The sequence below is a fragment of the Hymenobacter sp. genome, assembly GCF_031398885.1.
Lineage (GTDB): Bacteria > Bacteroidota > Bacteroidia > Cytophagales > Hymenobacteraceae > Hymenobacter.
This window is the reverse complement of sequence record NZ_JANNOD010000086.1, coordinates 1-26290: the sequence shown is the minus strand read 5'-3', so window position 1 is coordinate 26290 and position 26290 is coordinate 1. Positions and strand designations below refer to the sequence as shown.

At 65.1% G+C, this 26290-nt stretch carries 20 protein-coding genes; 7 read left to right on the top strand and 13 right to left on the bottom strand.

Annotated features, from left to right (window positions below; translation table 11 throughout):
- Nucleotides 1-80: 80 nt before the first annotated feature.
- The 6 genes from RMO51_RS16595 to RMO51_RS16570 all read right to left on the bottom strand — a co-directional run bounded on the left by RMO51_RS16595 (nt 81) and on the right by RMO51_RS16570 (nt 13106).
- The gene (locus tag RMO51_RS16595; protein ID WP_310396493.1) at nt 81-968 is read right to left on the bottom strand and encodes a cytochrome-c peroxidase; all 888 of its coding nucleotides are present in this window, start codon (nt 966-968) and stop codon (nt 81-83) included.
- Nucleotides 969-1292: 324 nt separating this feature from the next.
- Nucleotides 1293-2102, bottom strand: coding sequence for a porin family protein (locus RMO51_RS16590; RefSeq protein ID WP_310396491.1), 810 nt, complete (start codon nt 2100-2102; stop codon nt 1293-1295).
- A 388-nt stretch (nt 2103-2490) separates the two neighbouring features.
- The gene (locus RMO51_RS16585) at nt 2491-5328 is read right to left on the bottom strand and encodes a T9SS type A sorting domain-containing protein (RefSeq protein ID WP_310396489.1); all 2838 of its coding nucleotides are present in this window, start codon (nt 5326-5328) and stop codon (nt 2491-2493) included.
- A gap of 151 nt (nt 5329-5479) precedes the next feature.
- Complete coding sequence (locus RMO51_RS16580; protein ID WP_310396488.1) at nt 5480-6631, bottom strand: hypothetical protein; 1152 nt, start codon at nt 6629-6631, stop codon at nt 5480-5482.
- A gap of 623 nt (nt 6632-7254) precedes the next feature.
- Nucleotides 7255-7812 carry a sigma-70 family RNA polymerase sigma factor gene (locus RMO51_RS16575; protein WP_310396486.1) on the bottom strand — a complete coding sequence of 186 codons (558 nt, stop codon included), beginning with the start codon at nt 7810-7812 and terminating at the stop codon, nt 7255-7257.
- Nucleotides 7813-7940: 128 nt separating this feature from the next.
- Nucleotides 7941-13106, bottom strand: a complete 5166-nt coding sequence (locus RMO51_RS16570; RefSeq protein ID WP_310396484.1) for an FG-GAP-like repeat-containing protein — start codon at nt 13104-13106, stop codon at nt 7941-7943.
- A 351-nt stretch (nt 13107-13457) separates the two neighbouring features.
- Between RMO51_RS16570 and RMO51_RS16565 the strand changes: the two genes are divergently transcribed.
- The 3 genes from RMO51_RS16565 to RMO51_RS16555 all read left to right on the top strand — a co-directional run bounded on the left by RMO51_RS16565 (nt 13458) and on the right by RMO51_RS16555 (nt 16458).
- The gene (locus tag RMO51_RS16565) at nt 13458-13862 is read left to right on the top strand and encodes a BlaI/MecI/CopY family transcriptional regulator (RefSeq protein WP_310396482.1); all 405 of its coding nucleotides are present in this window, start codon (nt 13458-13460) and stop codon (nt 13860-13862) included.
- Nucleotides 13840-15183, top strand: coding sequence for a TonB family protein (locus RMO51_RS16560; protein WP_310396481.1), 1344 nt, complete (start codon nt 13840-13842; stop codon nt 15181-15183). Before RMO51_RS16565 ends, RMO51_RS16560 begins: the two co-directional genes overlap by 23 nt.
- Nucleotides 15184-15465: 282 nt before the next feature.
- Nucleotides 15466-16458 (top strand): hypothetical protein, encoded by a 993-nt coding sequence (locus RMO51_RS16555; protein ID WP_310396479.1) that lies wholly within the window; start codon nt 15466-15468, stop codon nt 16456-16458.
- A gap of 175 nt (nt 16459-16633) precedes the next feature.
- On the opposite strand, the gene RMO51_RS16550 is transcribed toward RMO51_RS16555, so the two are convergent.
- From RMO51_RS16550 to RMO51_RS16520, 7 genes are all read right to left on the bottom strand, one after another.
- Complete coding sequence (locus RMO51_RS16550) at nt 16634-16897, bottom strand: hypothetical protein (RefSeq protein ID WP_310396478.1); 264 nt, start codon at nt 16895-16897, stop codon at nt 16634-16636.
- 33 nt (nt 16898-16930) lie between these two features.
- A complete protein-coding gene (locus RMO51_RS16545) occupies nt 16931-17095 on the bottom strand; it encodes a hypothetical protein (protein ID WP_310396476.1) in 165 nt (54 codons plus the stop codon).
- Between the two features lie 37 nt (nt 17096-17132).
- A complete protein-coding gene (locus RMO51_RS16540; protein ID WP_310396475.1) occupies nt 17133-17669 on the bottom strand; it encodes a hypothetical protein in 537 nt (178 codons plus the stop codon).
- 478 nt (nt 17670-18147) lie between these two features.
- Complete coding sequence (locus RMO51_RS16535; protein WP_310396472.1) at nt 18148-20682, bottom strand: hypothetical protein; 2535 nt, start codon at nt 20680-20682, stop codon at nt 18148-18150.
- Between the two features lie 575 nt (nt 20683-21257).
- Complete coding sequence (locus tag RMO51_RS16530; protein WP_310396471.1) at nt 21258-22019, bottom strand: metallophosphoesterase family protein; 762 nt, start codon at nt 22017-22019, stop codon at nt 21258-21260.
- 32 nt (nt 22020-22051) lie between these two features.
- On the bottom strand, nt 22052-22267 hold the full coding sequence (locus tag RMO51_RS16525; protein WP_310396469.1) for a hypothetical protein: 216 nt from the start codon (nt 22265-22267) through the stop codon (nt 22052-22054).
- 123 nt (nt 22268-22390) lie between these two features.
- Nucleotides 22391-22894, bottom strand: a complete 504-nt coding sequence (locus RMO51_RS16520) for a hypothetical protein (RefSeq protein ID WP_310396468.1) — start codon at nt 22892-22894, stop codon at nt 22391-22393.
- A gap of 89 nt (nt 22895-22983) precedes the next feature.
- Between RMO51_RS16520 and RMO51_RS16515 the strand changes: the two genes are divergently transcribed.
- The 4 genes from RMO51_RS16515 to RMO51_RS16500 all read left to right on the top strand — a co-directional run.
- The gene (locus RMO51_RS16515; protein ID WP_310396466.1) at nt 22984-23346 is read left to right on the top strand and encodes a 4a-hydroxytetrahydrobiopterin dehydratase; all 363 of its coding nucleotides are present in this window, start codon (nt 22984-22986) and stop codon (nt 23344-23346) included.
- Nucleotides 23347-23533: 187 nt separating this feature from the next.
- On the top strand, nt 23534-24301 hold the full coding sequence (gene rsmI, locus RMO51_RS16510) for a 16S rRNA (cytidine(1402)-2'-O)-methyltransferase (protein WP_310396465.1): 768 nt from the start codon (nt 23534-23536) through the stop codon (nt 24299-24301).
- Nucleotides 24270-25976 carry an apolipoprotein N-acyltransferase gene (gene lnt / locus RMO51_RS16505; RefSeq protein WP_310396463.1) on the top strand — a complete coding sequence of 569 codons (1707 nt, stop codon included), beginning with the start codon at nt 24270-24272 and terminating at the stop codon, nt 25974-25976. Before rsmI ends, lnt begins: the two co-directional genes overlap by 32 nt.
- 80 nt (nt 25977-26056) lie before the next feature.
- Nucleotides 26057-26290 (top strand): transposase (locus RMO51_RS16500; RefSeq protein WP_310396461.1); only part of this gene is annotated, 234 nt, incomplete at its 3' end.

Sequence of the window (26290 nt, the reverse complement as noted above, 5' to 3'; positions counted from 1 at the left end):
AGAAGCGAAAAAGAAAAAGCGGGAGATAAGGAGACCAAGACAAAAGCCGAATGAACCTGGCAGAGCCGATGAACCGTGGGTTAGTACTGCCCCCCCACCGCGCGGCCGGGTAGGTCCCGCATTCGGGGCAGGGCCGCCGGGGCCCGGTGGTCGGCGGAGGTGGTGTCGGTCAAGGCTTCGAGAAAAGCCGTGAGCTGCTCTACCTCGGGGGCGGTGAGGGGCCGGGGCGGTAGCGGCCGGTGGTAGCCGTCGGTGAGGACGGCGGCCAGCGTGGCCGCGCCGCCGTCGGCCCGGTAGGGCATCGTCACGGCCACGTTGCGCAGGGTGGGGGTTTTCACCCACTGGCCAGCCGCCACCTCGTGCCGCTGCCCGTCGCGGAACTGCGGCCCGCCGTGGCAGCCGGCGCAGCCGCCGGCACCGGCAAACAGCGCCGCGCCGGCCGCCGGGGTGGCGGGCAGGGCGGGCCCGCCGGCCCGGGCGCGGTCGTACGGGCTGGCAGTGGCCGTCTGGGCGCGCAGGTAGGCCACCAGGGCCGCGTTGATGGTGTTTGCCGCGACGGGGGCCGCAAATGCCCGACGGAACAGTTGCCGGTACTCGGCGCTGCTGCCCAGCCGCTGCGCCGCCTGCGCGTAGCTGCTGCCAAACTCGTCCGGGCTGGTCAGCACGGCCTCAATCACGGCGTCGAGGCTGCTGGCGCGGCCATCGTGGAAGAAGCTGGTCTGCCCGGCGGCGTTGAGGATGGTGGGGGAGTTGCGGCGCAGGTTGCCGGCGAAACGCAGCGCCCGCGGGGTGCCGCGGTGGTCGGTAAAGGCTTTTTCGGGCCGGTGGCAGGATGCGCAGCTGCGCTTGCCGTTCACCGAGAGCGCCGGCTCGAAAAAGAGCAGCTTGCCCAGCGCCCGCTGGGCCGCAACCCGGCTCGCGCCGGCCAGCCCCAAGGCCGAGGCGGCTAAAACTACCCAAATTCTCACGGTGCTTGCGGCTAATAATTAAAACTCTCGGGCAAAGATTAAATACTGCCGAGAGTGCCCAGCCATGTATTCGACCAAAGGTACTGTTTAACCATTGAAGGAGAAAGATTAAACGTCTAATATTGGGAGCATTTCCCAATTTGGTACGAAAGCGGCGTTGGCCGCCCGGAGCAAGAGCTGGCCAGGGGGCTGACTTGTCCGAACATCATTGAACAACAAAGGCCCCGCCGTTGCAACGGCGGGGCCTTTTTATAAACTATTTCGGATGCTTACCCGAGGAATAACAGGAACTACATAATTGGAAAAGAACGGCCGGTAATCAGCTTAGAAGGAGAAGTTGGCGCCGACTTTGATGACCCGGTTCTGGACGTCGAAGCGGTTGCCGGTGTCGAGTGAGCTCAGGCCGTAGTCGTAGCCGGCGCTCATGCCCAGGCCGTTCTCGAACTGGTAGCCCAGGCCGCCTACGGCGGCAAAGTCAACCTTGCGCAGCTGGTTGGAGATGTCGAAATCCTGCCGGTAGGCCGCAAAGCCCAGGGCCCCCGCTTCCACGCGGGCCTGGCCGCTGACCAGGAACGAGGCCTGCGGGCCGGCGTAGAAGTAGAAGCCCGGCGTGACGAACACCTTGGCCAGCACCGGCACGTCGACGTACGCCAGGCGGGCGGTGCCGGTGAGCCGGGTGCTCAGGAAATCGAGGGCCGGGACGGGGACTTTGCCTTGCAGCACCGTGCCTTTTTCCGAATACGAGATACCGGGCTCGATGGCGAAGCCGGGCCCCAGGGGCAGCGTGGCGTAGATGCCGGCGTAGAATCCCGGCCGCATTTCCCGGGTGATGGTGCCTTCCGGGGCGTAGCCGGCCAGGTCGGTGAACGTCTTGACGGCGTCGCCCTGCACGTCGGCCAGGTTCAGGCCGCCGCGGAAGCCGAACCGCACGGCGGAGTTGGCGCCGGCGGAAGGCGAATACGCTGGTTTGCCGTAGGCCGGCGTGCGGCGCGCCGACCCCATCGGCCGGGGCGAGGGCGCGGCTTTGGGGTTGCCGTAAGCATCGCGGGTGCCCTGGGCCGAGGCCGGAGTAACCACCGCAGAAATCAACAGGCAAGCCGCGGCCAGGCCGCCCGAAAGGCGTGAAATTTTCATAACCAAAAAGATGGAGGGGGTGAAAGAAACCGGCCTCGTTTGTACCGGGCACCCAGCCCGGCCACCGGGCCGATGACAGGAGATATTACAAAACCGTGCCAAACCGCGCGCCGCGTTGGCGCCAGGAGTTTTGCCCGCCGCGGTAGTGCCGACCAAGGCCCCCTATTTCCACATCAGCCGGCGCCCGGCATCGACTAAACGGCCGCATAAAAAAGCCGGGCCGCCCCGTGAGGGAGCAGCCCGGCTTTCCAACTGAGGAACTTAGAGCAGCTTTCAGGTTCGTGTACGTGGCGCGGTCGGGAAACCTCACCCCCGGCCCCTCTCCCGCGGAGAGGGGAGCCGGACGACCAGTACACGAACCTGAGAACGGCTGTAGGTAATGCGTCAGCTACTCGTGCAGCACTTGGTGGCTGGTGGTTGGCCCGTTGGGCGGCGTCACGCGCAGCACGTACAGGCCCGGGGCCAGGCCGCGCAGGTCCAGCAGCTGGCGCAAAGGGCCGGCCGGCGCCGCAAAGGCTAGTCGGCGCACGGGCCGGCCCAGCGCATCGAGCAACTCCAGGCGCACGGGGCCGGCCGTGGCCAACTCGGCGGCTACGGTCACGGCGTCGGTGGCGGGGTTGGGGTAGGCTTCCCAGGCCGCGGCCGTGTGGCGGGCCAGGGTGGCGGTGGGCAGCAGCACGGCCGTGGTGGCGGTGTTGGTGCGCACGGGGTCGTTATAGTCGAAGTAAATGCGGGCGTGGTTGGGAATGATTTCGCCCACGGCCAGCGTGGTGCGCGGCTGCACCCGGAAGCGCACGAAGCCCTGCGAGCGGATGACGTCCTGGTTACGATAAGGCAGTTGAATGTTCAGAAAACGCACCGTGAGCAGGCCCGTGCCGCTCAGGCTCCAAAGGCAGTTGTGCGACTGCGCCACGAGCTGCAGGCTGGCCACGTCAAGCTTGCGGAAATCCAGCGTGTCGCTGAGCACCACCGTGAAAGCCGTGTCCGTGCCCATGTTCTGGAAGCGGATGGTGTAATCCAGCGGCTGGCGAGCGGCCACCTGGGCGGGGCTGAGGCGGGCGTAGTTGACCTCGATGTCGTTGGGGTCGAACGAGCCGGTCACGGTTTGCTGGGCGCCGGCCGTGTTGTCGTCGGGGGCCACGTCGCCGGCCAGCGGCGCGGCGGCCGTGGTTGCGAGCTGCGTGCCGAGGGTGGTATTGGTGGGCAGGCTGAAGAGCACGTCGAACTCGCGCCGGCCGAAGGGGGCCAGGTTGGCGTAGTCCCAGGTCACGGTTTGGCCCGCGCGGCTGCCGGCGGGGGTGCTGCTCACGTAGGCCATGCGGCCATCGAGCGTGACGGTGGCCGTGCCGCTGGCCACGGTGGTGGTGCCCACGTTTTCCACCGTTAGGCGGTAGCGGGTGATGAAGCCTGGCCGCGCCGCGCCGTAGGGCGTGAGCGTGGCGCGCAGGTCGGCCTGGTTGGCGAGGGGCCGGTAACCGAAGTGCCGGGCGGTGTCGGCGTTGCCGAAGCTGCCGAAGTTGCCGGCGTAGCTGCCCGAAGCCGGCTGGGAAAGTACGTAGTGCGTGGGCGCAACCGGCGCGGCCACGGTGTAGGCGCCGGGGCCAGCGTAAAGCCGATATTTACCATCAGTGCCCAGCGAGCCCACGGCGGCGAGCGTGGGCTGTGATGCTTGTACCACCAGCGTCTGTGGAAAGGCCGTGTCGCCGGCATCCAGTTGGCCGTTGCCGTTCTGGTCGAGGTAAAGCGCGCCGCTGATGGTATTCGTGCGAACGCCCACGCGTGCAACGACTAAGCCCCGGCCCACTAGCGTGTTACTGCCGAGCATGATGGCCGGCCGCCGGTTGGCCGCTGTCGTATCGATGCCGGCTACCACGTTGGCCGAGTAGTACACGTTACCCTGCTCATCCAGGCCCAGTGAAACGGGCTCCAGATACGGCGCAAATCGCGTGGTCGAGCCCGTGATGAAGCCCTGCCAGTCATCGGCCACCGCCCACTGCGCCTGCCCTTGCCCATTGAAGCGCACGATGTTGTATGGGCTACGCAGCACCAGAGTGCCGACAACCAGCGGGCCGGCGATGGTTGGGCTGTTGGCGGTGGTGCCCACCACGGCCGTGATGTTTCCCGCATCGTCCACGGCCACATCTTCGGCAATGCCGCCGCTGGTTTGCCCAGCCGGGGCCGCCGCCGAAGCGGTGAGCCACTGCTGCACGCCGGCGGCGTTGTACTTGGCCAGCCCGAAGCCGCCGTTGCCAAACCGGCCGGTTGCGTAGCAGTTGCCGGCCGCGTCGGCCGCGATGCCGAAGATATTGCCACCCGTTGGGCTGGTGGTGGTGCGGGCCGGGGCCGGCTGCGCCCACAGCAGGCTGCCGGCTACGTCCAGGTTGCCGATAAAAGAATCCTGACTGCTGCCAATGGCGGCGGCGGGTGAAAGCACGGGTGCCGGGCCCGAAGCGCTGAAGTACAGGTCGCGGCTGTAGTATCCCATCACCACGCAGCCCCCGCTGGGTTTAGCCCCCAGGGCTACGGCTTGAAGCTGAGTCCGGCTGGTTGGCCCGGTAATGCCCGCAGTGCGGAAAATTCGGGTCCATTGAATGGCCCCAGCGGCGTTGGCCTGGAGCACCACCGTCGTGGTCGAGTCGAGCGCCGTTCCGGCCAACGTAGCGGTTCCGCGCACGTTGCCCATCACGTAGCAGTTGCCTAGGCCGTCGGCGGTCAGGGCCCCGCCCAGGCCCACGGGCGACTGGTTGCGGTAGGCGCCGGACAAAAGCGGCAGCGCGGTCACCCATTGCAGGGTACCGGCGGCCGAGCATTTGGCAAAAAAGCTACCCGTGGGACTTACCGTGACCGGCACGCCGCCCCAGGTGCCGCCCAATGACTGTCCCAGCACGAATATGCCGCCGTTGGCGGGGTCCACGGCGATGCCGTTTTGCAGCAAAATGTTGCGCAGTTGCTGCACCCATTGCACCTGTCCGGTCGAGTCGTACTTCACCACCGCGCCGTTGCCAGCCGTGGCCAAAAGCACCTGGGTGCCGACGCGCAGCGTGTCTCGAAACGAAACGACGGCGTAGGTATTGCCGGCTAGGTCCGTGGCGCTTCCCGTTCCACCGGTGAGGGGCCGGTCTGAGCCCCGCGCCAGCTGGGCCCAGTCCACTACTTGGGCCCGGACCGCAGATTGCTGGCCCAGCAGGAGGCCAGTCAGCAAGAGAAAGAATTGTAGCAGTTTCATCAGAAAAGAAAGAAAAAGACCAAAGCCGAATGCGCGGCCCGCGCCACCGTTGAAACGAACCAGTACCGCCCCGGCCGGGCCGCAGTACTACCGTTTCTAAATCCCCAGACCAGCCCCGCCCCCGAAAGGCTGCCGGGCCGGCCAAGAATCTTTACAGCCCGAACCGGACCCCGAACATGAGGCCGGTGGCCGTGGGCTGCTGCCGCAGCCCCGTTTCCAGCTTGTACAACGACAGGGCCTGCCAGCGCATGCTCGGCGCCACGCTCACGCTCAGGCGGTTGGTGAGGGCGTAGTTCAGGGCCAACGAGCCGGACAAGGCCACGTTCAGCGCCCGGAAGGGCCCGCTGCCGGGCGCGATTTTTTCGGTGCGGAAGTTCTCGCCGTCCTCGGTCACGACCTGGGTGCCGCCCAGGAAAAACTGGAGCTGCGCCCCGGCGCTCACGTCGGTCCACCAGCGGCCGGCCCCGGGCGTGAGGCGGTAGCGCAGCAGCACCGGCACCGTGAAGAAGCGGTAATCGGGCCGCAGCCGCCGGGCCGTGAGGGTTTCGAACCTGCTGATGAGCGGCGTCACCGTCCGGCGGATGGCGTGGGTGCTGTCGCGCTGCACCGTGGTGGTGAACACGGTGTCCTGCCGAGGCACGTACACCGTGTCGTAGCGGATGACCTGGCCGCTGCCGTTGAAGATGGGCGAGAGCTGCGGCGTTTGCAGGATGCGGATGGAGTACGTCTGGTTGGTGGAGGTGAGGAAGCTGGTGGTGCGCGTGGTGGTGGTGTCGTAGGTCACGCGCACCTCGGTGTTTTTGGTGGTCAGGCGCAGGTCGGCGCCGTAGGTGCTGTAGCCCACGCCGCCGCCCACGCTCAGGCGCGGCGTGAGGCGGTACTCGGCCAGCAGGGCGGCGTTGAAGCCGGCGCGGCCGGTTTCGTGGTTGCGGCGCAGGGCGGTGAGGCTGTCGCCTTCGGGGCCTTGCAGTCCGAGCGTGTTTTGCTCGGGCGTGGCCGTGAGCAGCACGCTCCACCTCCGAGATGCCATAGCCAGCTGTTGGGGGCTGGTTTCGCGCTGCTCGCCGGTGTTGGGGCCGGCAGTGAAGGTTAGGGTGGCAGGCAGAACGTCGCCCAGGGCCAGCAGGGTGCTGTCGGTGCGGCGCTGCAAGTGGAGCAGTTCGTTTCGCTCGGCCCGCAGGCTGGCCAGGAGTGCGGCGCGGCTGCCGGCGGGCGGGGCAGCGGGGCTCGGCGGGGCCATGCCGGGCAGCTGCGCCAGCGTCTGGCGCTCCAGCGCCACCAAAGTGCGCAGGGCGGGCGGCACTGAGTCAGTGGCGGCCGTCGCTGCCCGCGGTTTGGTCGTCCCTGCCTCCAACCCCGAATCCGGCGAGCGGGAGCTTACCGGAGGGGCCTCTGAGCCCGAAAGCGCCACTTCTAAACCCGGGCTTGGCAAACCTGGGCTCGGGGTTAATGTTTCGGGGTTCCGGGTTGGCCTACCCGAACTCGGGTTTGCCAAACCAGAGTTCGGTTTCGCCAAGCCTGGGCTCGGGTAGGCCAACCCGGAGTTTGCTTTCGCCAAGCTTGGGCTCGGATTCGCCGAAATTGGGTTTGCTCCCGCCACTTCGCGCTTCTCCGAAGGGGCCTGGAATAAGTCTCTTGTGACCGGCGAAGCTGCGGCAGCGGCCGTTGCCCGCTGCTTTGGCCCCTGGCCGGGCGCGCCGGCTCCGTGCGGCAGCAGCCAGCCCAACAGCCCCGCCAGCAGGGCCGTGAGCCCAAACAGCAATGGCAGCGGCAGGGGCCGCCGGCGCGCGCGGAGCACGGGCGGCGGGGGCGCTCCCGCCAGGCGCTGCTCAATGCCGGCCCACACCTGCCCGGTTGGGGTCAGCTCGAAGTCCTCGAATTTGTCGCGCAGGGAGTGGTCGAGGCGGTTTTCTTCCGGTTCTTCCATCATAGGTTCAGGTAGCTGGTCTGCCGCTGGTGCAGCAAGTGGAGTTGTTTGCGGGCCTTGCTGAGCTGGGCCTTGGAGGTGCTCTCCTGAATGCCCAGCAGCTCGGCAATTTCGCCGTGCGTGTAGCCGTCCACGGCGTAGAGGTTGAGCACCAGCCGGCAGCCGTCGGGCAGTTGCTCGATGAGGGCCAGCACCTCGGCCACGCCCAGGCGGTCGAGGGCGTCGGCATCGGCCGCGAACGGCTCGGGCACGTCGTCGAGCAGCAACTGCTGGCGGCGGTGCTGCCCGCTCTGCCAGTGGTTGAGGGCCGTGGTGACGACGATGCGCCGCACCCAGCCCTCGAACGAGCCCTCGGCCCGGAAGTCGCCCAGCCGCGTGAACACCTTCACGAAGGCATCTTGGAGAATGTCTTCGGCTTCGGCCACCGAGCGCACGTAGCGCCGGGCCACGCCCAGCATCCGGCCGGCGTAGTGGGCATAGAGTTGGCGCTGGGCCGCGGGTTCGCGGTGGCCGCAGCGGCGGAGCAAGTCGGGTAAGTCAGCGGGCGGAGCTGGCATGCAGGCAAGGTAAGCCCGCGCAGGGGGCCAGTGCGGGGCAGACAGGCCCCGGGCCAAAAAGGCTGCTTGGGCTGCGAAGTTTTTTGCGGCTAGCCTGTCCAGAACCGATTTTCAGGGCGTGGACAGCGCTACTCCACCACCACGCGCCGGCTAATCGTGGTGCCTCCCACCTGCACCCGCACTACGTACAGCCCGGCTGCCCGTCCGGCCAGGGGCAGCACCAGTTGCCCGCCGCCCGCCGGCAGCGGCCCGGTACCCCGCGCCACAGACTGCCCTAAGGCGTTCAGCAGCTCAACGGCAAACCCCGCCACGCCCGGTACGGCCGGCACCCGCACCGTCAGGCTTTCCCGCGCCGGGTTGGGGTACAGGCTCACGCCCGCCGCGAGGGCGCCGCCGGCTATGCCTAGCGGCGCGGCCGGCCCGAAGCGCAACGTAAAGCGCCCCGTCAGGGCGCCCGCCCCGGCGCTGAAGGCGTAGGTGCCGCCCGCATCCAGGCGTGCGGTGCGGCCGGTGGCCGCGTCGTCGAGCCAAGCGCTCAGGCCGGTCAGATTGGCGGGGGTGGGGGCATCGAAGGTGAACGTGCCAGCCCGCGGCAGGGCCACTCCCAGCGGCACATGGGCCGTGCCGGCCCCGCCGACTGGCAGCCCGCAGATGCCCAGGGCCTCGCCGCTGCTGGCCACGGCCCACACCGAGGGCTCGCCGCCGGAGTTGGCCGCCAGCTGCCGGGCGTCGAACGCCGCGTCGAAGCCTGTTGTGGCCCCGGCTTCAAAATAGACAGTGGCCTCGTCGGCGAGGCCGGCCGCGTCGGTCAGGCGCAGGCGCAGGCGGGGCCGGGCATCGGCCGTCGGGCGCAGAAAGTCGGCCGGGTTGGTATCGACGCGCCTGGCAGAGTTGGTCAGCGTCAGGCTCACTGCGGTGCCGGGCTGGGCCACGCGCACGAAAAAGCCCTGACCCACGTCCAGCACCGGGTTGCCGATGCCGTTCACGTAGCGGGTGTAGGTGCCGCCGTAGGCGCTGGTGCTACGGAAGTAGTAGAGGGCGGGCTCCAGGCCGGCCGGAATGGTCACCCGGCTCCAGTCGAGCGGCGAGGGGTAGGGGTTCCCCAGCAGCTGCCAGCCGCCGTCGGCCACGGGCGTGGCAGCGCGGGCCAGCGGCAGCACGAGCGGGCCGTTATTGAGCGGGCCGGTGAAGGCCACCGTGCGGCCGCTGCTCAGATTCACCGAGTAGCCCCGGCCCGGCACGAGCGGGTCGGTGAGGCCGGTGGGCGACACCCAGCCCTTGTCGAAGTCGCTGAAGTTGCTGGTCGCGGTGCTACTGCGGGCCTGGTCGTAGCCGTACACCGTGGGGAAGGGTGTCACCAGCCCCGGCGCCGGCGCGGTATTGTAGGCCGGGTTCACCACGGGCGCGAAGCCGGCGGTGGCCAGGCTGCCCACCGTCGCGTTGGTGGTCGGGGCACTGAAGTGACGGTAGCCCAGGCCGGCGTTGCGGTAAGCCAGCACGAAGCGCTGGACGGTGGCCGTGCCCAGCACCGCACCGCCGGCATTATCGACCCAGGCCTGCCCGCCGAAGGACGAAAGCAGCGTCAGGCCCTGCCCGTTGGTGCTGAAGTCGCCGCGGCTCAGGCGCAGCAGCTCCGTGATGGCCAGCGGCTGGGTGAGGGCCAGGCCGGTGGGGTTGTCGAGGGTGAGCCGCGCGACCTGCGCCGGCAGGCCGGTACCAGTTGCCTGGGCCTGGGTGCCGTTGTAGGTGTAGTTGCCCTGATTGTCGAAGGTGCGCGGCCCTGCCACCTGCACCGCGCCGGTGGGTCCGCTCAGGCTGATGCCGGCCGGGTCGCAGATGGTGAGCTGTGCGAAAGGCTCCATCACGAAGGCCCCCGGCCCGGTGATGGGCTGGCAGTTGGTGAGCAGGGTGCCGCCGCCCCGCACCGTGAGCGTACCCGTCACCGTGAGCGGCCCCACGAGGTTGGCCACGGTGCCGAAGAACTGGAAGACGGTTACGTTGCGGTAGATGCCGGCCACATCCATCGGGCCAATCACGTCCAAATCGGGCGGCACGTTCGACACGGTAAAGAGCGGCGAGTTGTTATTGTATCCATGGTCGGTATAGACGTACACCCCGCCCGTGGTGGCCCCGGCCGGCACCGTGAAGGTGAGGCTGGTCGGCGAGTTGATGACTAGGTTGGTCACGGACGTGCCGTTCAGCGCCACGTTTAGCACATTGACGAAGTACTGGCCCGTGACTGTGACCACCGTGCCGGGCAGCCCAAACGTGGGCGTAAAGCTGGTAACGACCGGCCGGGGAAGCTGGTTGAGCAGCAGCAGCGGCGTGTTGCTGCCGATGTTGTACCCAACCACTGCGATATCCAGCGCATCATCGCCGTTGTAGTCCTCCACGCTCAGGCCAAGGGAACTGCCGGATGCGAGCGGAATCTGCGTGATGGGCAAAAAGCCGCCGGTTCCGTTGTTCAGCGAAGTTCGGAGCTCGGGGCCAGCCGTCAGCACGATGTCGGGGCGATTGTCGCCGTTGAGGTCGGCCAGCGTGAGGTCGGAAAGGTTAGCGAAGGCCGTGACCTGCCCGGTGCCGGCAAACTGCCCCAACCCGTTGTTCAGGCGCACACTCACCGTGTTGCCCATGGGGTCGAAACTATTGGCAACCACCAAGTCAGGGTCGCCGTCGCCGTCGAGGTCGGCCAGCTTCAGGTTCACGGGGTCGGGCGCGACCATCACCACTGCGGGCTGGCCGAAGGTGCCGCGGCCGTCGTTGCGGCACAGCGTCACGGTGCCGTCGGAACGGTTGGTGGCGACGGCGTCCAGGTCGCCGTCGCCGTCCACGTCGGCCAGCTCTACCTGGTTGGCCGTGCCGCCCAGCGCCAGCACAGCCGCGGGGCCGAAAGCGCCCGTGCCGTCGTTGAAGACCAGCAGGCCCTCTCCAGTGGTCACACTAAAGGAAAGCAGGTCCAGGTCGCCGTCGCCGTCCACGTCGCCCGCCTTCACGTCGCCGGCGCTGCCGAGGCCCGGCAGCGCGATGCTGGCAAAGCTGCTGCCGTTGTTGCGGTAGTAGGTGCCGGCCGTCACGAAGTCGAGGTCGCCGTCGTTGTCCACGTCGGCCATTGCCGAGGCAGAGCTGTTACCGTACTGAGGCCGAGCGAAAGAAGCCACCATGGGTCCGGGGCTAAAGGTGCCGCGCCCGTTGTTGGTGAAAACCTGCAAGCCGGTTGGCACCGCAGCAATAAAGTCCAGGTCGCCGTCGTCATCCAGGTCGCCCGGCTGCATCAGGCTAGGATTAGGCAGGGACGAAATATCGCCGCCGCTGACGAATGTGGCCATACCGGCCCCACTCGCCGCCGTAAATTGGTATCCCTCGGGCCGCACAGCCGCGCCGCTGGTGCCGAGCAGGCTGGGCGGCGCGCTCACCTGCACCACCTCGCCCGGCCGAAAGGGCAGGGCTGGCTGCAGGCTCAGCGTGGCCGTGCCGCCGCCGCCCACGGCGTCGGGCCGTCGCCCGCCGCTGCGGTTGCCCCACACCCGCAGTTCCGCCGCCGAGGGAGCCGCGATGGCCTGCGAAAAGGTGAGCGCCACTGGGCCGATCGGGCTGGCGCCAACCAAATCCCGGCCCGGGCTGCGGCTCACTACCACGGGCGCGGGCGGCCCCGTCACGCTAAAGCCAGGGGCCGCGACTGTCGTGCCGCCCGCGGTCGTCACGGTCACCGGCCCGCTGGTAGCCCCCGGCGGCACCGTAGCCACTAGGTTGCTGCTGCCGTTCACTACGAAGCCCGCCGCCGCGCCGTTGAACAATACGGTAGTGGTCGTACCAAAGCCGATGCCCGTAATGGTAACATTGCTGCCCACCAGCCCGCTGCTGGGTGCCAGGCCGGTAATGGCGGGTGCCGGCAGGCGGTTGAAGCGCACGGTCAGGGCCGTGCCGCTGGCGGTGGCCGCCGTCAGGTCCAGGGCCAGGTCGCCGTCTATGTCGGCTACGGCCAAGGCAAATGGGCCGTTGCCCATCCGCACCAGGCGGCCGGCCGCGAAGCGGCCCGTTCCGTCGTTCAGATTCAGCACAATGCCGTTTACCTGGCTCACGGTCTGCAGCAGGTCGAGGTCGCCGTCGCCGTCCACGTCGGCCAGGGCCACGGCATCCGTGTTGCTGCCGCTGGTCACGTCGGGGGCACTGCCAAAGGTGCCGTTGCCGTTGTTGAGCAGCACGTTTGTGGGCGCAATTACATTACCCACCACCAGGTCCGCGTCGCCGTCACCGTCGAGGTCGCCGAGAGCTACGGCCCCGCTGAGGGCCCCCGTCGTCACGTCCGGGGCACTGCCGAAGGTGGCATTACCGGCGTTGAGGCGCACGTTCGCGTAGCCGCTGGTGTAGTTGCCGTTCACCGCTCCGGCGCCCACGAAATCCACATCCCCGTCCGCGTCCAAGTCGGCCACGGCCACCGAGTACACGTATTCCCCCATCGGCACGTCGGTTCCGCTGCCGAAGGTGCCGGTGCCCGCGTTGAGGCATACGTGGACGGTGCGGAAGCCGGGGTCGGCCAGCAACACGTCCAGGTCGCCATCAGCGTCGAGGTCGGCGGCCACGGGCGCCATCAGCAAGCCGCTCACCGCGAACCGGCTGGTGCGGGCAAATGTCCCGGCCCCAGTGTTAAGCCAGGTATCGAGGAAATTATTGCCGCTGGTGAGCAGGTCGAGGCGGCCGTCGGCGTCCACGTCGGCCAAGGTCGCGCCATTCAGGGCGCTGCCGGCGGGGGCCGTCAGGTCGGGGGCATTGTTGAACCCGCCCGTGCCATCGTTGAGGCGGATGCCGACCGTGGTGCCGCCAGTGGTTACCAGGTCCAGGTCGCCGTCACCGTCTACGTCGCCGGCCACCAAGCTGGCGGTGGGGCCCGGTACGGGCAGCGTCGGGCCGCCCGCGAAATCGGCCGGGCCAGCCCCCGCCGCCGCCCGAAACTGATAGACTTCTGGGCGGGCGGCTGCGCCATTGGTTCCCTGCACCGTGGCCGGTACCGTCACGCTCACCTGCTCGCCCGGCGCGAAGGCTTGCGCGGGCTGAAAGCTGAGGCCGGCCATACCACCGCCGCTCACGGTGCCGACTCGCTGCCCCTGCCGCTGGTTGCCAAACACGCGCAGGTTGCCCGCCGTGGCCGCGCTCACTGGCACCGAAAACGTAACATTGACCGGCCCTCCCGCGGCGGCCGCCGGAGCATTACGGGCCGGGGTGCGGTCCGTGACGGTGGGCGCTTGCGCCGCTACTGGGTGAGGGTGAGCGGTAGCTGCTAACAATAGGCCGGACAAAAGGGCAATAGGATAGCCAGGGCGAAGAAATACGGACATAGAAGGCAAAAATGGTTATGGGTAGAAAGCAGCCGCAACGCGGTGGCTACCGGTAAAGTAACGGAGAAGCTGGTCGTAGAAATTTGTTGTTTGTGCCGAACGTCTCAATTCGCTCCGAGCGGTCGCTCGGCGGGAGCAGACAGGCCTCGTGCTGGAAAAGATGCTGGCCCTCGGGTAATATTTTTGCCCGAAGACCAATTCGTTATCGCACATGCAACCAAGATAAATTAGGAAGCAGGACAACTAAATGATTAGTCTGATAACTAAAAAATTAGTTGTACGTTTGCTTTACGTAAAAATTGCCGTCTTCTCATGACCCCCGCTTTCCCCGAGCTCACCCGCGCCGAAGAACAAGTCATGCAAGTGCTGTGGCGCCGGGGCCCCTCCTTCGTGAAGGACGTGCTGGCCGAGCTGCCCGCGCCCGCGCCGGCCTACAACACCGTGTCCACCATCGTCCGCATCCTCGAAACCAAGGGCTTCGTCGACCACGAAGCCTTCGGTCGCACCCACCGCTACTTCGTGCTGGTGGCCCAGGACGACTACCGCCGCTTCTCGCTGCGCAAGCTGCTGGGCGGCCACTTTGGCAACTCCTTCGGCCGCTTGGTCTCCTTCTTCGCCAAAGAAGAAAACCTCGATGCCGCCCAGCTCGACGAGCTGCTCCGCCTCGCCTCCTCACCCCCAACCTCCGATTCCGATGAACCCACCCGGTCTGCTTAATTGGATGCTGCTCAGCACGGGGCTGCTGGGCACTTGGTGGCTCTGCTACCGCCTGGCGTTGCGCGGCGAGCGCAGCTTTGCCTACAACCGGGCCTTTCTGGGGCTGGGACCGGTGCTGGCCGCGGGCCTGCCGCTGCTGCCGCTGGCGTGGCCGGCGGGTTGGGCGGCGGCCCCGGCCACGCTGCTGGGCGTGACCCACGTGCTGCTGCCGGCCATCGAGGTCCGGGCCGCGGGCGCTGCAACTGAGGCCCCCGCCCCGAACTGGGCAGTCTGGCTGGGGGCCGGCTACGCGGCCGGGGTAGTCCTGCTGCTGGGTCGGCTGGGGCTGGGCCTGGTCCGGCTGTGGTGGGCCACCCGCGGCCTGAGCGGCGAAAAATGCGTCGGCTACACCCTCGTGCGCACCCACGGCCGGCTGCCCACCAGCTCGTTTGGCCGCGCGGTGCTCTGGGACGAAACCCGGCCGCTCAGTCCCGCCGAAGCCGCCCAGGTGCTGCGCCACGAGCTGGCCCACGTGCGCCAGGGCCACACCTACGACCGCCTGCTGCTGGAGTTGCTGCGGGCCGCGCTGTGGTTCAACCCCTTCGTGCACTTATGCGGCCGGGCGCTGGCCCTCACCCACGAGTACCTGGCCGATGAGGCCGCCCTGCGCCACGCGGCGGCCGCGGCGCCAGCCTTTTCCCCTACGCATTCCTACGCTCGCCTCTTGGCCCGGCAAGTGGCCGGCCGCCTTGGCTTCTCGGTTCCGCTTGCGCATTCCTTTTCTCACTCCCAAACCTTACGTCGCATTGCCATGATACAGAAAACCTCTCCCATTCGCCGCTGGAAGCAGTGGTTGGTGCTGCCGGTGGCGGCCGTGTTGTTCGTCATCGTTGCCGGTGGGCGAACGGCCGCGCAGGGCGGACCCGTGCCCGTGCCCAAACCCAACGCCGTGCTGCCAGAGGGCACACCGCCACCGCCACCGCGGCTGGCCCGCGAGGGCGACGCGCCGTTGCAGTCATCGCCACCAGTGTATACCTACGTTGAGAAAATGCCGCAGCTACCGGGCGGTGGCGGCAACAAGGCTATCGTGGAATACATCCAAAGCAAGTTGGTTTACCCCAGCGCGGCGCAGGCCGACCGTAAACAAGGCCGGGTGTTCGTCTCGTTCGTTGTGATGAAAGACGGAAACGTGCAGGACGTGAAAATTATCAAGGGCTTGGCCGCGGCATACGACGCGGCCGTGGTGGCGGCGGTGCAACAGTTGCCGCGGTTCATACCCGGCACTCAGAATAGTAAGGCGGTCAACGTGAGCTTCACTGTGCCCATATCAATTGCCAACTAAGAACCTGTCCGAAAAATACTTCGGCTGCGCTCAGCATGACGTTCAATTTATTTTTCGGATAGGCTCTAAACAGCCGCGAAAAGCAACTGGTGGTGTCGGAAATTGCCGGTTGCACGGCTTCGTCGACCCAGCGAAACCGTTTGAAAAGCCCGGGCCGCCACCGGGGCTTTTCTGCGGAAGGTCCGGCGGCAAACGCCCCGGATGGGCTAACTTGCGGGCCGTATTGGCCTTCTAATTCGTTTTCGCTCAGTGTTATTTTTCCAAACGCCGCGGCTTGCCGTCGTGGCCGCCTCCTTGGGCCTGCTGGTTGCCGCCGGCCTGCCCGCTTGCCAGACCAGCCCTAACGAGGGCAAAAAAGGCGGCATCGCCGCCGACAGTGCCGCCGCCAAGCCCGCCCCCGTCGATACCCTCAAGCTCCGGGCCCTGGCCATGCGGCGCGACTCGCTCCGGGCCGACTCCATCGTGCGCAAGAGCGGGGCGCTGCCGGGCGCCATCCTGCCGGGCCACCGCATCGTGGCATTTTACGGCAACATCCGCTCGAAGGGCATGGGCATTCTGGGCCGCGAGCCCAAGGAGCAGATGTTCCGCAAGTTTGAAAAGGTGCTGGCCGAGTGGCGCGCCGCCGACCCCGGCCTGCCCGTGCAGGCGGCCCTGCACAACGTGACCATCACGGCCCAGGGCGCCGCCGGCCAGGACGGCAAGTACCGCCTGATGAACTCCTCGGCCACTATCGAGGAGGTTATTGGCTGGGCCAAGGAGCACAATTGCATCCTGTTCATGGACGTGCAGGTGGGCCTGAGTAACCTGAAGGCCGAGCTGCCCAAGCTGGAAAAATACCTCAAAGACCCCATCGTGCACCTGGGCATCGACCCCGAGTTTGCCATGGAAACCAAGGGCGTGCGCCCCGGCAAGAAAATCGGCACCTTCGACGCCAAGGACGTGAACTACGCCGTGGGCTTCCTGGCCCGCATCGTGAGCGAAAACAAGCTGCCGCCCAAGGTGCTCACCGTGCACCGCTTCACCCAAGGCATGATTACGAACACCAAAAACATCAAAACCGACCCCCGCGTGCAGATTGTGATGCACATGGACGGCTGGGGCAGCCCCACCCTGAAAAAGGATTCCTATAAGGCCTACATCGAAAAGCAGCCCGTGCAGTACACCGGCTTTAAGCTGTTCTATGAGTACGACATCAAGCCCAAGGGCTCGCACCTGATGACGCCCAAGGAGGTCATCGCCCTCACGCCCGCGCCGCTCTACGTGCAGTACCAGTAGCGGCAAAGTGGCGGGGCGGTGCGCAAAGAGCCGTCATTGCGAGGCCCCAGGCCGGGGCAATCCTTCCCCTCCGCGCGACCAGCCCTGCAGCGTGACCAGCCTTCTCAAGCACAAGGCCCCAACTCCCAGCGAGTCGGGGCCTTGTGCTTAAAGTGGCCGACGATAAGCGCCGGGCTTACGCCGCCACGCGGCCCGCTGCGGTGGCTTCCGGCACTTCGATGAGCTGGCCGGATTTTACGTCGTAGATGTAGCCGTAGACCGGGATGGTGCCGGGCACCAGCGGGTGGCGGCGGATGCGGGCCACGTCTTCCACCACGCTGGCTTCCAGGTTTTGGATGGTGAGGAAGGAAATGTGCTGGGCCTCGGGCGAGCCGGGGCCCCGCCCCACGTCGTGCCAGCCGTCGGCGTCGACGGTGGCGGTTTCGAGGTGGCGGAACACGCTTACATCCGTGCGGGCCGAGCCGGTCAGGGCCTAGGAGTAGCCATCGAACCGCTGGATGGGCACCTGGCTCTTGTCAATGTTGGCGAAGACGAGGTCAAGCTTCTCGCGCACCGGGTCGGGGGCCTGGGCCTGGGCGGCGGGGCCCAGTAGCAGAGCATGGAGCAGAAGGGGAAAGCGTATGGTCGTACCGATCAAAAGAGGAAAGGTGGGATGGAGTGAAAAGCGAAACGGCCTACAGTTTTTTGTCGAAGCGCCCCTGGGTAATCTTGAGCGTGTCGCAGCCATTGCGCGCAATTACCGCGTCAAAAGTCCCAGCTACTATTCGGCTATTTTTATCAAATCGCGTAATAATTAAGGTCGCCTTTCTGTAAGTCACGTCGCGGCTATCATACATAAATCCACAAAGCGACCCTTCTCCACTAGAGTAAAGCACTTCCCCTGCTCCTAAATTCAATGAGTAGCTGCCCACGGCATTGATTGGAGCAGCGTCAATGTTCAAGTACCGGGTAAGGCCTTTATCTTCTACCCGGTAAGTTTCGATGCCAAAAGCACCACCTCGAAAAGTTGGGTCGTAAGAGACATAAAAGTTGCTCATACCATTGCTCCCCTTAGGAGTATAAGCCTGCCCGTTGACGAGGCAGCCGAAGGTGTTGGCCCCGGTCTGGGTGGCGGGCGGGAGCTGGTCGAGCGGGGCGGGGTCGTCCTGCTTGCACTTGCTGCATTGGGTGAGCAGCAACAGAGCCAAGTAAACGGGCAGCTTGCGTACCATGAATGGAAAGGATTAGCGTAAAAAGAACAGTGGAATGCTATTCAAGATAAGTACGCCTCTTGCATCGGTAAAGCTCTGCCTTTATCATCGTGAAAAAAGGACACTTTGGCCTTAGATTGTGACATCGGTTTTTGGCTTTAAGCAGGCGGCTTTTGCTTTCTTACAGCGGTTTCCAAGTCCGTGTCCACGGCGCGGCTGGGTTAACCTCACCCCCGGCCCCTCTCCCAAGGAGAGGGGAGACGAGAAAGAGATACACTGACTAAGAAACCACTCTAATTGGATATAAAGTGCGAATGCGGCTTGCCAAGCATTGTTTATTCGCCAGCAACGGCCGCCTCACCCCTGAAAAAAGCAGCTATATGTGACATCCGAAATACTACTACTTTTTAGCCAGCCATGCCAATAAATCAAAAGCCCCGACCGCAGTGCGGCCGGGGCTTTTCAATAAGCAAAGCGGCCCTGCCGGGCGGCTCCTGCCTCAGTCTTTCACCACGCGCTGGCGGAACACCTGGCCGTCCATCGTGGCCGTGAGCACGTAGCTGCCGGCGGCGCAGGCGGGCTGCACGTGCAGGGGCGCGCCGCCCGTCACGGGCTGCTCCTGGCGCCACACTTCGCGGCCCAGGGCGTCGAGCAGGCGCAGGGTGGCGGTGGTGGCGGTGGGGTGGGCCAGGGCCAGGGTCAGGTCGGCGCCGAACCGGGTGGGGTAGGCGGCGAAGGCGGCCGGCAGGGCGTCAAAGTTGAGCAGCTGCGGGGCCGAGAACTGCGAAGGGCCCTCGCGGTCGTCCTGGCGCAGGCGGTAGTAGCGGGGGCCGGTTTTGCCGGCGGCCGCGTCCACGAAGCGGTAGCTGCGGGGGGTGGTGCTGTTGCCTTCGGCGGGCACAAAGCCAATTTCCCGGTACGCCTTGCCGTCGAGGGAGACTTCGAGGCCGAAGCCGCGGTTGTTGGTTTCGGTGGCGGTGGCCCAGGTGAGCAGGGCGTTGCGGCCCTGGCGCTCGGCCCGGAAGGCGGTGAGGGTCACCGGCAGCGGGGCGGCAACGTCGCCCAGGGTCCAGCGCGAGAAACTGTTCACCCCGTTGAGCACGGCGAAGCCCTCGCCGGCGGCGCTCCGGCCGCGGTTCTGCCAGGTCACGCCGTTGTCGACAGATTTAAAGAAACGCAGGTTGGCCGGGGCAATGCCATTCAGCTCGTGGGCGAAATAACTGATGGTCATAACCACGTTCAGGCCCGTATTGACAGTAGCGTTGATGTCAAAATAGCGCTTGATGCCCTGGCGGCCACCCACGCCCACCGAAGGCGTGCCGGTGAATCGCTTGACCAAGGTGGGGCCGGGCGGTAACGATGCCAAAGTCGGCTCCAGCATCAGGCCCACGCCGCCGAAGCTTTCGGAACCGCCGACCAAGGGCGTGCGCTCTACTTCCACCTCGCCCAGCACATAGCTGGCATCTGTCTCGAATAAAGTGCCTGCATTACCCAAGATGATGCTATGGGAACCTGTACTCAGAAAACCAGCAACCATCTGCACGCCGTTGATAACGGAAGCATCTCGATTCAAAGTTTTAGTGCCACTACCATTTACTTCCAGGTTGAAATAGAGACCTCCGCTTACTTTCTGGTTGCTAGCCCCGGTCAGCTTCACCAAGCCCGTAGTGCTGCTAAAAAGGCCAAGCCCCAGCATGTCACCCTTTATTTCAAGGACGCCATCGGTCTGCGCCAAGGTACCGGAATTAATAAAGTTGCCGTCAACACGGATATTGCCACCAGATAGGGTGAGGACGCCCGCATTAGTGAAATCGCCCAGCACCTGGGTTGTGCCGCCATATACCAGCATTAGCTGGCCGTTGCCTACCAGGAAGGAATCCAGGATGGTCACACCTTTGCTTATCAGGACATTGACGCCATTGGCACTGGGCCCGGTATTGGTTAGATTGGTCAGGATGTTGCCAGTCAGTTCAACACGGCCTCCCTCCACGCTCAAGGCAGTGAGGGCTTCGGGGCCTGTGCCAGTTAAGCTAATCTGGCTCACGGTGTTGTTGGTGACTTGATTGATGTCGGTGGTGCTAGACCCGCAACTTATCACAATGCCCCGGAAGTCCAGGATGCCGTTGTTCACCCAAGCGCCCCCAGTGGCTCCGGCCGCCTGGCCGCCGATGAAGTTGCCGCTCACCAGGGCGTCGTTGGCCGCGGGGCCGGGGCGAAAGTCGATGGCCGTTTGGGCTGTACTGGGCAGGGTGAAGGCGTTGTAGTAAAAGCTGTTACCGCTGATGGTCCAATCGTTGCCGTTGCCGGCCGCCACCAGCACGCCAGTGTTGGTGAAGTTGAACAGCTCGCAGTCACTCAGGGTAAAGTTGTCGTTGGTGCCCGTCGCACTGGCCGCGTACACGAGGTTAGCCGGCAGTTGGGCTATAAAAGCGTTGCCCACGAAACTCTTGGTCACGGTGTTGCGGTCGTTGCCGGTGCTCACGCCGTCGCCCACCACCACCACGCCGCTAGTCAGTGAGGTATTCGAGCCTAGTATCTTCGCCTCACTCACCTTATTTTCGGAGGCGTCGCCGCTGAATACCACGGCCGGCAGCGCGATGCTGGGCTGCTGCACCGTGAGCGCGCGCGGCGCGCCGTTGTTGCCGTCCAGCGTGGCGTAGCGGCTGCCCGCGCCGAAGGTAACCGTGCCGGTAATGACCGGGCTCACCCCGGCCTTGGGCCGGATGGTGAGCGTCCGGGTGGGCGTGCCGGTTTTGTTGAGCAACACGTTCTCAGTGTAGGCAGCATCCCACAGCTCCAATTCGTAGGCTTGCGTGAGCGGCGAAGGCACCGCCGCCAGGGCCAGCGTAATTGTGGGGTAGGTAGCCCCTGCGGACGTGCCTACCTTGAGGATGACCTGCGCTTGGCCCTGGCCACCCAGCAGCAGCAGCGCGCCCAGCAGCAGGCTTACTAATTGCCACCGGCCCCGCGCCCGCCCCGAATGCGTCGGCGTCAAGTTGAAGGAATAGGCGGTAGCGTGTAAATCGTGTTTCATAGAAATGAGAAAATGGAGGGTAAAAATGAGCCGTTACACCGTATCAAAGCTACTGTAGAATTAGAGCTACCGTAGATGCTGCTGAAATCCCGATTTTATCAATCGTCGCGCTCAAAGAATCAAAGGGCCCCGGTGTTTTAAAATTGTATCTCGTTCGCAAGCGCCCCATCACCTTCCCAACATCAGCCAGTGCCGGATACAAAACGGGATAGCATTCATCAAACTTATCCCGCGGCTTCTTCGTCCACAATAGGAAGCCCAATTATGAAATGAGATAGTCCAAATTAGCCGGCTCATTATTCCCTACATCCAACCTCTGCCGGTTGATAATGCAATTAAATTTTTGTTTCTGGCAATAATAATTAGCCCCAAATAAATCCAGAGTGCGGCGGCTTTTCGTACTGGCCGGCGCATGAACAACCACTTTCAGCTGTGATTATTCCGTATAGCCGCCCTGTTAAAATATAGATTTGTTAGTTGTTGGATTTCACTACGCCGCGCTTCACAATCGTACAATGCAAACCCCCGCTTAACCCCCGCTGAGCAAAGACGGGGCCCGGGCCAAGCCTCGTAGTTCAACGCTTGCCGATGGCGTAGGCGGGCTCGCGGTTGGGCACCAGCGTCAGCTCCCAGGTGTCGAGGTTGAGGGCGGCCAGGTGGGCCAGCTCGGGGTTGTGGCGATAAACGCAGCCAGTGTCCAGGCCCAGCGCGCCGGGGTGGGTGGCGGCCCGGCTGCGCACCTGCGCCGTGGGCGTGGGCACGTGTCCGTGCAGCAAGCGCTTGCCGCCGAGCCGGGCGGGGTCGAAAACAAACCTTTTGATGTTGAGCATGCTGTGGTGGTCCTGCCGCATGGCCGCCACCGGCAGCGCGAAATCATAGCCCGCGTGCACGAGCAGGAAGTCGGGCAGCTCAATTTCGTAAGGCAGCGCGGAGAGCCAGGCCAGGTAATGCGCCGGGATGTCGGCGAGGCGCGCCACGCCAAAGCTGCGCAGGGCGGGCAGCCGTCCGCGGGGGCCCAGCCAGTCCCAGCGCCAGCGCTGGCGGGCGGCGTCGAGCAGGGCCTGGTCGTGGTTGCCGCGCAGGCACTGCACCCGGTAGCCGGCGCTTTGCAGGCCCATCAGGTAGTCGAGCACGCCGCGGCTGTCGGGGCCTTTGTTCACGTAGTCGCCCAGCAGGTACAGCTCGTCCTGCGAGGTGAGGCGCAGCTCTTCTTCCACGAGGTGGCGGAACGTGTGCAGGCAGCCGTGCAAGTCGGTGGTGGCGTAGCGCACGGGCAACGGGTAATTGATGAACGGAAAGGCCCCAAGCAAAACGTCACGCCCCGGCTGCAGGGACATGACGTTTTACTTGAAGGAAATTACGACCCTGCTCAGTGGCCGCCGCCGTATGCGGGCTTGTCCACCTCGGCTTTGTCGTGGCCGCGGTTGGGGTGGCGCAGGCCGGCGTCGAGGGCGTCCTGTTCGAGCTGTTCTTCGGTTTGCTCGTCGGTGTCGTTCACCGGCAGGGCGTCGGCTTTGGGCTGGCCCTCCAGGTTACGCTTGTCGGGATGCTCGGTGGGCTTTTGGTCGTTGTGGTGCGAGGACATGGCGGTGATTGATGTGTTAATGTGTTGAAGTGCTGATTGATTGTTGTGCTAGCTGTGAGCTTTGACCATTCGGCTATAACCGGGCAGTGTATCAACGCATCAGGCAATCAGCACATTAGAAAGCTACTGGTCGATGGCCGTGTCAGTGGCGTTAGGGTCGTTGAGCTCGGCGTTGGTGTCGGTGCCCGTGATGGGCGCGACGGGACGGGGCTCCATCTGGCCCATGCCCACGCGGGAGTTGGGGTTGCCCATCTCGTCGGGGCCGGGCCGCATGTCGTGGGCGTCGAGCTCATCCACGGGGCGGCCAGTCGGGATTATCGACTCGGTGTACTCGTCGGCTGGGGGCAGGTCCTGGTTGGGGCGGTCGGGGCGGCCTTCATCGGCCGAGCGCATGTTGTCCTGCGGCGGGCTCATATTGTCGGCCGTTTCGTTCACGCCCACGGCGGTTTCGCCGCCCGACGTATCGGAGCCAAAGCCTTCCTTACCGTCGCGGTTGCCGAAGCCACCGCGGGCGGCGTCGTTCTTGGGCGGGTCGGCGTTGGGGATGTGGTGGCCGGCCTCCATTTCTTCGTTGGTCGTATCGTCGTTGATGACGCGGATGGGACGGTTGTTGGGGTCGATGGCCATTTGATTAATGTGCTGGGTTTAATAATGTGCTGATGTGCTGCTGGGGTTTCGAGGCAACGGGGAAATAGTGTACTTTGGTTTAGCCGTTTATGTTGTGCCCAATTTTGGCATCGCCCGCAAGTTCCGCCCGGCACGTCGGGTACAATGAGCGCCTTCAGTACCTCCACCAGTCAGCACATCAAAAGAATCAACCCATGTGGACCGAAACCGACAACAGCCTCCGCCGCAGCTTCCGCTTCGCTGATTTCACCACCGCCTTCGCCTTCCTCACCGAGGTAGCAGCCGAAGCCGAGCGCCTCGACCACCACCCCTGGTTCAGCAACGAGTACAACGTGGTGGAATTTCGCCTGAGCACCCACGACGCCGGCAACACCGTGACCAAGCGCGACCGGCAGCTAGCCGCCGCCATTGATGCCGTGGCAGCAAGGCACGCTGCGCTTAATGAGCAATGAAGAATGAGGAATAAGCAATGAGCAATGAGGAACGTCATGCTGAGCTTGCCGAAGCATCTCGCATGGGAAAGTAATTCAATCGTTCAACAATGCGAGCGAGATGCTTCGGCAAGCTCAGCATGACGTTCCTTTTGCTCCTTTTCATTCTTCTTTCTCCCTCATTAAGCGCAGCGGCTACCTTTGCGCCATGCCCCACACGGTTCTCTACCTGGTTCCCACGCCCATTGGCAATCTGGAGGACATTACCCTGCGGGCCATCCGCATTCTGGGCGAGGTGGGCACGGTGCTCTGCGAGGACACCCGCACCAGCGGCCGCCTGCTGCAGCACCTGGGGCTAAAAAAGCCGCTGCTCTCCTACCACCTGCACAACGAGCACCAGCAAGTGCCGCGCCTGCTGGCCCGCCTGACCGCCGGCGAAACCATGGCCCTGGTGTCCGACGCCGGCACGCCGGGAATCTCCGACCCCGGGTTTCTGTTGGTGCGCGAGTGCCTGGCGCGGGGCCTCGGCGTGGAGTGCCTGCCGGGCCCGACGGCCCTGGTGCCGGCGCTGCTCAAGTCGGGGTTTGGGGCCGAGCGGTTCACATTTGAAGGGTTTTTGCCGGTGAAGAAAGGCCGACAGACCCGCCTGCAGGAGCTGGCCACCGAAACCCGGACCATGATTTTCTACGAGTCGCCGCACCGCATCGTCAAGACCCTGGGCCAGCTGGCCGAGGTGCTGGGCCCGCAGCGGCCGGCCTCCGTGAGCCGCGAGCTGACCAAGCTGTTTGAAGAAACCGTAACCGGCACGCTGGCCAGCCTAGAAGCTGACTTCGCGGCTCGGGCCACCATCAAAGGAGAAATTGTCGTTGTCGTCGAAGGAAACCTCACCCCGCCCCCCCGCGCGCCCCGCCCCGGCCGCGCCGACCGCCACTCCCGCGCCGCTGATGCCGATGACGACCTCGACGGCGAAGACTAGCAGGTGGCCGCGCCCGGCGGTGCTGGCCGTGCTCGGCGCGCTGCTGCTCTGGGGCGGCTGGGCGCCGCACCCCACCGCGGTGCTGGTGCCGCTGCTGTTCATCGGCTGGGTGCCCTACCTGCTAATGGAGCGGCAGCTCACGCTGCAAGGTGCCCGTAAGCGGCGCGTGTTTGCCCACACCTACCTGTTTCTGGTGCTCTGGAACGCCCTCACTACCTGGTGGGTGAGCTACGCCGACCTGCCCGCCGGCATTGCCGCCGTGGTGCTCAACGCGCTGCTTATGTGCCTGCCGCTCATGGCCTTTCGCCAGACGAAGAAGCGGTTGGGCAACCGCCTGGGCTACCTGTCGCTGCCCGTGTTCTGGATTGCCTTCGAGCAGCTGCACCTGCACTGGGACATTACCTGGCCCTGGCTCACGCTGGGCAACGGCTTCGCGGCCGCGCCGCAGTGGGTGCAGTGGTACGAGTACACCGGCTTCCTCGGCGGCTCGGTGTGGGTGTGGGCGGTGAATTTGCTGTTCTTTAGTTGGTTAATTAAAAATTATGAATTAAAAATTAAAAATGAGACCCGCACGACAGCCGTTGGGAGCAATAATTCGCTTGCGGTGAGGCCTTCATTTTTAATTTTTAATTCTCAATTTTTAATTCCCCTCCTGGCCATCGCAGGGCCCATTGCCCTATCCTACCTCATTGGCACAGTGTACCAAGAAAAAGGCGCCCCGGCGGAGGTCGTCGTCGTGCAGCCCAACCTCGACCCGTACGTGGAGAAGTTTGAAGGCGGTGCCAAGTTCGTGCCTTACGACGAGCAACTGACCCGGCTGCTGGCCCTGTCCGAGCGGCAGCTCACGCCCCAAACCCGGCTCATTTTGTGGCCCGAAACGGCGCTGGAAGAGTCCTACTGGGAAAATACGATTGAGAGCAACGCCAAAATTCAGCGCGTGCGGCAGTGGCTGGGGCAGCATCCGGGCGTGACGCTGCTCACCGGCATCACCACCCTCGGCTCGTACCCAAACAAAGAAGCCGCCAGCGAAACCGTCCGCTACCGCGACGACCTCGGCTACTACGATGTGTTCAACACCGGTGCTTACTTCGCCAGCACCGCCGCGCCCGTGGCCTTCTACCACAAGTCGCGCCTCGTGCCCGGCGTGGAAAAGGTGCCGCCGGTGCTGGCGGCCATCGTTTCGCACATCGACCTGGGCGGCACCGTGGGCAGCGTGGGCAGCCAGCCCAGGCGCACGGTGTACCCCGCGCCCGCCAACGCGCCCACCCTGCGCCTGGCCCCGGTCATCTGCTACGAGTCTATTTACGGCGACTTCGTGGGCGAATACGTGCGCAACGGCGCCACCCTGCTGGGCCTCATCACCAACGACGCCTGGTGGCACGACTCGCCCGGCTACCGCCAGCTGCTGAGCTACGGCCAGTTGCGCTGCATCGAGACGCGCCGCGACCTGGCTCGCTCGGCCAACACGGGCTTCACGGGCTTCATTAATCAGAAGGGCGAAATCACCCAGCGCGAGCCGGCCTGGACGCCCACCGCCAGCCGCGCCACCGTGCACCTGAACGAGGAAATAACGTTTTACGTCCGCTTCGGCGAGCTGATTGGCCGGGGGGCGCAGATTTTGGCGGTGTTGATTTTAGTGGTGGCGGTATTTAGCGCAAGGTTTCGCAAGGGTTAAAGTAGGTTTCGCAAAGTCAGATTAGGGCGTGTTCTCAAGAACGTTCACCGCGCTGATGGCGTAGCAGGCTTATTTTCAGGATGAACGCCGACCGCACGTTGCTCACCGATAGTCATTGGGCGCTGATTGCGCCGCTGCTGCCCGGCCGGGCCGGCCGGCGCGGGGTCGTGGCGAAGGACAACCGCGGCTTTGTCGAAGCCGTGCTCTGGGTGGGCCGCACGGGCCTGCCGTGGCGGGACCTGCCCCCGCACCTGGGGCAGTGGCACCGGGTGTTCGTGCGCTTCAGCCGCTGGCGCACCCGCGGCGTGTGGGCC